General features: G+C 71.6%; 8 protein-coding genes. 3 read left to right on the top strand and 5 right to left on the bottom strand.

All coding sequences use genetic code 11. From position 1 onward, the window contains the following. The 3 genes from E1286_RS45055 to E1286_RS45045 form a co-directional block, all read right to left on the bottom strand. On the bottom strand, positions 1-425 hold a 425-nt coding region (locus tag E1286_RS45055; protein ID WP_132623220.1), incomplete at its 3' end, for a YciI family protein. A gap of 87 nt (positions 426-512) precedes the next feature. Beyond that, positions 513-1,847 (bottom strand): MFS transporter, encoded by a 1,335-nt coding sequence (locus tag E1286_RS45050; RefSeq protein WP_165970220.1) that lies wholly within the window; start codon positions 1,845-1,847, stop codon positions 513-515. Between the two features lie 267 nt (positions 1,848-2,114). Then, positions 2,115-2,639 carry a bifunctional adenosylcobinamide kinase/adenosylcobinamide-phosphate guanylyltransferase gene (locus tag E1286_RS45045; protein ID WP_132623216.1) on the bottom strand — a complete coding sequence of 175 codons (525 nt, stop codon included), beginning with the start codon at positions 2,637-2,639 and terminating at the stop codon, positions 2,115-2,117. Positions 2,640-2,795: 156 nt separating this feature from the next. Between E1286_RS45045 and E1286_RS45040 the strand changes: the two genes are divergently transcribed. Beyond that, complete coding sequence (locus tag E1286_RS45040) at positions 2,796-3,098, top strand: sigma factor (protein ID WP_246075695.1); 303 nt, start codon at positions 2,796-2,798, stop codon at positions 3,096-3,098. 55 nt (positions 3,099-3,153) lie between these two features. Further along, positions 3,154-3,474 (top strand): ABC transporter substrate-binding protein, encoded by a 321-nt coding sequence (locus E1286_RS45035; protein WP_132623214.1) that lies wholly within the window; start codon positions 3,154-3,156, stop codon positions 3,472-3,474. Between the two features lie 64 nt (positions 3,475-3,538). Here E1286_RS45035 and E1286_RS49690 read toward each other — a convergent pair whose 3' ends face one another. Next, positions 3,539-5,728 (bottom strand): GDSL-type esterase/lipase family protein, encoded by a 2,190-nt coding sequence (locus E1286_RS49690; protein ID WP_223190927.1) that lies wholly within the window; start codon positions 5,726-5,728, stop codon positions 3,539-3,541. 122 nt (positions 5,729-5,850) lie between these two features. Between E1286_RS49690 and E1286_RS45020 the strand changes: the two genes are divergently transcribed. Further along, positions 5,851-6,294: a winged helix-turn-helix transcriptional regulator gene (locus tag E1286_RS45020; RefSeq protein WP_132623210.1), complete on the top strand. Its 444-nt coding sequence runs from the start codon at positions 5,851-5,853 to the stop codon at positions 6,292-6,294. A 69-nt stretch (positions 6,295-6,363) separates the two neighbouring features. On the opposite strand, the gene E1286_RS48630 is transcribed toward E1286_RS45020, so the two are convergent. Beyond that, on the bottom strand, positions 6,364-6,735 hold a 372-nt coding region (locus E1286_RS48630; protein ID WP_165970218.1), incomplete at its 5' end, for a class I SAM-dependent methyltransferase.

The raw sequence follows: 6,735 nt of genomic DNA, 5'->3' as shown, positions 1-6,735 counted from the left end.
CCACCGCACAGACCCGTCGCCCCCGCGCGCCCGCGCGAACTCGGCCCGCACCGAGCGGCCGGGCGCACCGCACGCCCCTCCACCCACAGACCCTTCGCACCCCGCGCGCCCGTTCCAGGGCGGGCCGTGAAGCGGGCGGGCAGGAGGCGGCGGAGCTCGTCGTTCAGGCGGCCGGGGTCGACGGTGACGATCTCGTAGGCCGCCACGCCCGCCACCGCGAACGGGTCCTCGGCCGCCGTCTTCTCCACGTGCTCCCGGGACCCGACGGCCAGGATCACTCCGCCGAGGTCGTCCGGCACGGTCTGCCCGGACAGCAGGAAGGTGCCGTCGGCGTGCCGGCGCTCCAGGTAGGCCACGTGTCCGGGCACGTGGGGAGTCACGTCGTCGAGGGGCGCGGTGTAACGGACCAGAAGCACATGCAGCATGCCCGCATTCTCCCGTTTCTGACCCTTATATAAGGCGACTGACCCTTATATAAGGGGACTGGCCCTTGTACAAGAACGGGTCGCCCTTCATAAGGACGTGCTCCGCGAGGCGCCCGCGGATCCGGCGGAAGGAGCTGCGGTCCGGGACGCGGCGCGTGCCTCTTCCCTCCGGATCCGCCATACCGAGGGGACGGCCAGCGCCGCACCCGTGGACACGACGGCGACCACGGCACAGGCGATCAGCACCGGGCGCGTCCCGAACGCCTCCGCCACCGGACCGGCGAACCCCATGCCGAGCGGCGCCCCGACCAGTGACCCCAGCACGGCGACGGACGTCACCCGCGCCACGAACCCCTCGGGCACGTGCTGCTGGATCGCGGTCGTCTGGAGCACGTTGTGGACGACGAGTTGCAGGCCGGCCGCCACCCCCGCGAGGACCAGCGCCCAGACGGCCGCGGGCACCGCGAGCAGCGCCGGCAACGGCGCCATCAGCAGGAAGAACGTCATCCCCGCCACCATGGGACGCCCGGGTCGCCACCGCGCCGCGATCACGCCGCCGGCGACGCCGCCGACGGCGTAGGCGATGCCGATCGCCGACCAGGCCGGGGCCCCGCCGAGGTGCAGGTCGGCGACGTAGGGGCCGAGCACCAGGATCGGGGAGACCACGATCACGTTGGTGAGCGCGGAGTGGACGATCCACACCCACAACCACGGCCGCCGGCCCACCTGGGAGAGACCGCCGCCGATGCTCGCCAGCAGCCCGCCGCCCGCCGGGGGCCGATCGCCGGCGAGGGCCCGGGGCAGCAGGAAGATGAAGAACGCGCTCACCAGGAACGTCAGCGCGTCGATCAGCACCGCCCACCCCGACCCGACCAGCGCCACCAGCGCCCCGGCCGCGCCCAGCGCCAGGATCGAGGCCGCGCTGCGGGAGATCGAGATGAGGGAGTTGGCCGCCTGCAGCCGCTCCTTGCCGGCCAGCGAGCCGACGAGCCCCACGGCGGCCGGATTGAAGAACGCCGACCCCGCCCCCGCGACGAGCTGGAGCACCACCAGCATCCAGATCTCCGCCACGCCGGCCAGCAACAGCACCGCCGTGACACCGTGCGCGACGAAGCGGACCAGATCGGCCACCAGCATCACCGTACGGCGCTGGAAACGGTCACCGGCCGCCCCGCCCAGCAGGGTCAGCACGATGATCGGCAACCGCGTGCTGAGCACCACCACGCCGAGGTCGACCGCCGACCCGGTGAGGTGCAGCACGGCGAACGCCATCGCGAACGGCGTCAGCGAATCACCGAACGCCGAGGCCGTCTGGCCGATGTAGTAGCGGCGAAAGTCACGGATCGCCAGCGGCGCGAAAATGACAGCCCCCTCCCCCGAGTGCCACCGGGCGCCGGCACGCCGGTGAGATGCAGAGGCCACCCTGCCAGCCGCCACCGACAATCTCGCCGCGCCCGTCGTCCGGCGGATCCCGTTGGAGACGCGGCGGGCACGCGCACTACGGGCGACCGCGTCGCCTCCGTCTGGACGGGCCGCCGGGTGACACCCGTCGATGTCGCGCTCGGCGACCGCAAGTCGTCCTCCGTAGGGACGGCGGCTCACCAGTCGCGGAAGGGCAGGCTCTCCGCTGACGAAGGCGGTGCCGTACGCGGAGCCGGCGGCCCTGGAGCGGCGGCTACCCGAACGCCCTCACTGGAGCTTGAGCAGGCGCCCTGCCACGACGAGATGCACCTCGTCGACGATCGCGCCCACCCGCAGATTCGCCGTCCCCAGCAGATCCCGGAACAGGCGCCCCGAACGATGCTCAGGCACCACGCCCAGCCCCACCTCGTTCGTCACCAGCACGACCGGCGCGCCGGCAGCGGCGACAGCGGCCAGCACACCGTCGAGCAGACCCTCGACATGCCGGGAGACCTCATCGACCGGCGCCTCCCACAATCCGGCCGCGTCCACCACGGCATTGAGCCACGTGCCGAGGCACTCCACCAGCACCGCCCCATGAGCCTGCGCGATCGCGGCCGCGACGTCGGTCGTCTCGGCCGTCCTCCAATGCGCCGGCCGCCTGGCTCGATGTGACGCGATCCGCGCCTGCCAGTCGTCATCGTCGTACACCGGCCCGGCCGCCACGTACGTCACCACCGGCTCATCGGCCAGCAACCGCTCGGCATGTGCCGACTTCCCCGACCGCACCCCTCCGGTGACCAGCACGCGCACGCGCCCACACTATCGGCCACCTGGGCTTCCACCCGTACCAGCCCGTCACATCCGTGCGCTTGTCCCTCAGCGCCAACCTTGTGCCGGGCCCATCGCGTTTGGAGGGTACCGACATGAGGAGAGACGTCGGATCGCGATGCCGGCTTCCTGACGTTCGTGGACGCTCACCAGCGGCCGTTGATGCGCCTGGCCTACCTGCTCACCGGAGAGGTCCATCTCGCGGAGGACCTCCTGCAGAGCGTGCCGGTCCGGATGATCGGACGGTGGCCGAGGTTACGCCACATCGACAACCTCGACGCCTACGCGCGCAAGACCATGGTGAACCAGTACATCTCGTGGCGGCGCCGCCGCGACTCCGACGAGGTGCCGAGCGCGGAGCCGCCTGATCGCGCGTACTCCTCCGAGGACTCCGCCGTCCTGAGGATCGTTCTGCGTCAGGCGCTCATGCGGGCAACGTGACGGCGCTGGCCGTCGCCGCGGTGGTCGTCGTCACCATGCTCGCCGCCACCGCCGGGTGCGGGCGCTGTCCGCGGGGCCGCAGGCGGCAGCCCGCCCGGCCGGCGCTCCCGAGCAGTCCCACATCACGGTCGGGTTGGTGACCGATGTGGAGTCGGCGCCCGTGTTCGTGGCCCTGGCCGAGAACTATTTCAAGGAGGAAGGGCTGACGGTGGAGCCGGAGATCATCGTCAGCGCGGCGTCCGCGGCGCCCCAGGTCGAACGCGGCCGGCTGGACCTGGCGCAGACCGACTACACCACGACCTTCATCGCGAACCAGGCGGGCAAGAAATTCAGATCGTCTCGCCGTCGATCCACCTGCCCGATGCCGGTGCGTTAGGTGGATCGACGGCCCAGCCACCGGAGTGCGGTTTCCTGTCACGCCGGGCGACGAAGAGGTTCTCCTAGAGGGTGAGGGTCTCCAGGTCCACGGCGCCGGCCATGGCCTGGGCTCCCTTGTCGTTGAGGTGCATGCCGTCGCCGCCGTCCAGGGCGGGGTGAATGTAGTCGGGCGCGTCGGGGTCCTCGACGGCTCGGGCCACGTCGAAGACGGCGTCGAACGTGTCGGTGGTACGGATCCAGTCGTTCACCTCCCGTCGGACGGCGAGGCCCTCGGGCGTGCTGATCCCGGGGTAGACGGCGCCCGCGAAGGGGCCGATGGTGGCGGCGAGGATCTTCAGGCCGGCCGCGTGAGCGCGGTGGGCCAGTGCCTCGAAGCCCTCGATGAGGGCGTCCGCGGTGACGGGAGGCTCGCCGGACATGCCGGGGAGGCCGAGGTCGTTGATACCGAAGTGCACCAGGACATGGGTCACGCCGGGAATCGAGAGGACGTCGCGATCGAGGCGCCCCAGCGCGTGCTCGCCGACCTCGTCTCTGAGCAGGCGGTTCCCGGCGATGCCCTGGTTGACCACCCATCCCCGATCGAGGCGCCGGTTGAGGAAGTCCACGGAGCGGTTGTTCGCTCCGGTCGTGGAGCCGACCCCTTCGAACCAGGAGTCGCCGAACGCCACGGCGATCGCGGTGTCGTCTGGGGCGAGCACGTCGACGCCTGAGACGTAGAACCTGGCTTCCACCTGCTCAGCCTCAGGGAGTACGGGAGAGGCGACGTGGTTCCCGCCGACGATGTGAGCGGTCTCCATGGGCTGGTGGGAATAGGTGGCCAGACCTGTCTTCTCGGGGAGATAGAGGCTGAGGACCAGGTCGGCGCCGGGGGTGACGGGCAACTCCGTCGGGTCGCTGACGGCCTCTTCTCCCGGCGGGATGGTGAGCCTCTCGGCGCCGTCGAAGGTGAGGGCGCGCTGCCCGTACTCGGTGGCGGCGCTCGCGGCGGCGATGGTCAAGGGGGTGCGACCGTAGCGGTTCGTCAGGCGTACGCGGAGGAGTTCTCCGCCGCCGGCCATGTGGAGCACCTGACGCACGGTCTGGTCGGCGAAGCCGCGCGGTTCGGTGAGCTGGATCTGCTCGTAGGGACTGATCACTGCGGTACGGAAACCGGCTGTCCAGATCATGGTCGCTCTCAATTCGTTGCCGTAGGAGACAGTGCCGCACAGGCGGGGGCCGGGCGGTCGTCCGGCTGGTTCGCGAAGGTCATGTCGGCGAATGCCGACGTCAGTGAGGTATTCGACATAGCGTCCAGGTCTCAACGCGGGTGAAGCGCCTGAAATCCCGGGATCGGCGTCAGGGCTTGAGCACGTAACGACCGCGCACCCCGCCCTTGGCCATGGCTCGGTGGGCGTGGGCGGCCTGGTCCAGCGGCACGACCGCGTGCACTCGGGCCGGCAGCCCGCCGGACGCGGCACGAGCGAGCAGGCCGCCCGATCGAGGGCCGTCGGGGTGCGCCACCACGGCGTGCACGGTGATCCCACGCCCCGGGCCGGCTTGGCGCTCGGCTGGACGCCGACGAAGACCCCGCCGTCGCGGACCAGGGCGAGGCCTCGCTGCTGCAGCGCCGCACCGTCGGCGACCGCGTCCCAGCCCGGCTCGGCGTCCGAGGTGAACTCGGCGCCGAGGCCGCGAACGAACTCCTCGTCCTCGGCTCGGGCCAGACCGGTCACCTGCCAGCCGCGGTCGGGCGCGAGCGAGGCGACGTACCCCCCGACCCCGCCGGCCGCCCCCGTGACCAGCAGCCGGTTGCCGTCGGCGGGCGCGTCGCCGAGCAGGTCGAGGATCTGGACGGCGGCCAGCCCGTTGACCGGCACCGTCGACGCCGCGACCAGGTCCAGCCCGTCGGGAACGACGGCGAGGCCGACGGCCGGCACGACGAGCCGCTCGGCGTAGGTGCCGAAGTCGCGGTCGAAGCCGTCCACCAGGCCGGCGACCCGGGTGCCGACGGCCACGTCCACACCGGGGCCGGTGGCGACGACGGTGCCGGCGAAGTCCCAGCCCAGGCCGGTGCGTTCGGGCTGGTTGATCAGCCCCATGGCGTGGAACAGGCCGCGCGCGACCCCGAGTTCGACGGGGTTGACCGGCGCGGCGGCGATCTCGACCCGGACCTCGCCGGGCCCGGGCTCGACGACGGGAACGTCGATGATCTCGATCGAATCGGGTCCGCCCGGGGTGCGGACGACGGCGGTGCGGAAGGTGGCGGTGCCCATGGTGACGCTCCTCGTGGCTTGTGTCGGGCGGTTGCGCTGCACCACACTGGACCGGTAACTCTCCAATGGGAAGTACGCACTTCGAAGTGCGTAGGTCACCTCTCGGTAGGAAGGATCGGTCGATGCCGACGACGACGGCGGCCCAGCGGCGGGCACAGGCGAAGCTCGAGTACGACGCGTTCCTGGCGAGCTGCCCCAGCCGCCGGTTGCTCGACCGGATCTCCGACAAGTGGGTCACGCTGGTCCTGGCCGCGCTCGGCAGCGACTGCCCGCACCGCCCCGGAGTCGACTCCGCCGCAGAGCCACGGTCGATGCGCTACTCCGAGCTGTCCCGCCGGCTGGCCGGGGTCAGCCAGAAGATGCTCACCCAGACGCTGCGCTCCCTCGAGCGCGACGGCCTGATCACCCGGACCGTGACGCCGACCGTGCCGGTCACGGTCACATACGAGCTGACCGACCTCGGCCTCTCGCTCCACCACCTGATGCGCGGCATCAAGGACTGGGCCGAGGCGCACATGGACGAGGTGCTCGCCCATCGGGAGGAATACGACGCCCGATCCGCCTGAACGCCGCGACAGCCCCGCCATGCCACGTGCGACCTCTCCAGCGCGGGACGCACGAGCACACTCGAACCCTCAACCCCGGCTGAGGGCGTAGTAGGAGTCGACGGCGGGCTGGCCGGTGTAGTTGGGGCCGGCCTGGTCGTCGGCGCCGAGGTAGCGATAGGGGAGGTCGAGGGTGCGGCGGCCGCCGCAGCGGATGCGCCTGGCGCGGGTGTCGTACTCCAGGCCCTGGGAGCGGAGCGCGAAGGTGAGGCGGCGGCCCGCCGGGGAGCCGTCCCGCAGGCGGACGCTGCCCGCGTCGAAGTTCGCCGCCAACAGCCCGTCGCCGGTCAGCCAACCAGCGGCCCGGGTCAGCAGGCCGAGCTTGTCGCCCACGTAGTGCAGGCCGTGGACGCACGTGATGAGGTCGAACGGCGCGTCCGGCCGCCACACGGACACCGAGGC

The sequence above is a fragment of the Nonomuraea terrae genome, assembly GCF_004348995.1.
GTDB classification, from domain to species: Bacteria; Actinomycetota; Actinomycetes; order Streptosporangiales; family Streptosporangiaceae; genus Nonomuraea; species Nonomuraea terrae.
This window is presented reverse-complemented; position numbering and strand designations above follow the sequence as displayed.

What these genes read in the sequence shown, in the direction of transcription:
- E1286_RS45020 (WP_132623210.1), top strand. Translation starts at nt 5,851, where the DNA reads ATGCCGACGACGACGGCGGCCCAGCGGCGGGCACAGGCGAAGCTCGAG.
- E1286_RS49690 (WP_223190927.1), bottom strand. Translation starts at nt 5,728, where the DNA reads ATGGGCACCGCCACCTTCCGCACCGCCGTCGTCCGCACCCCGGGCGGA.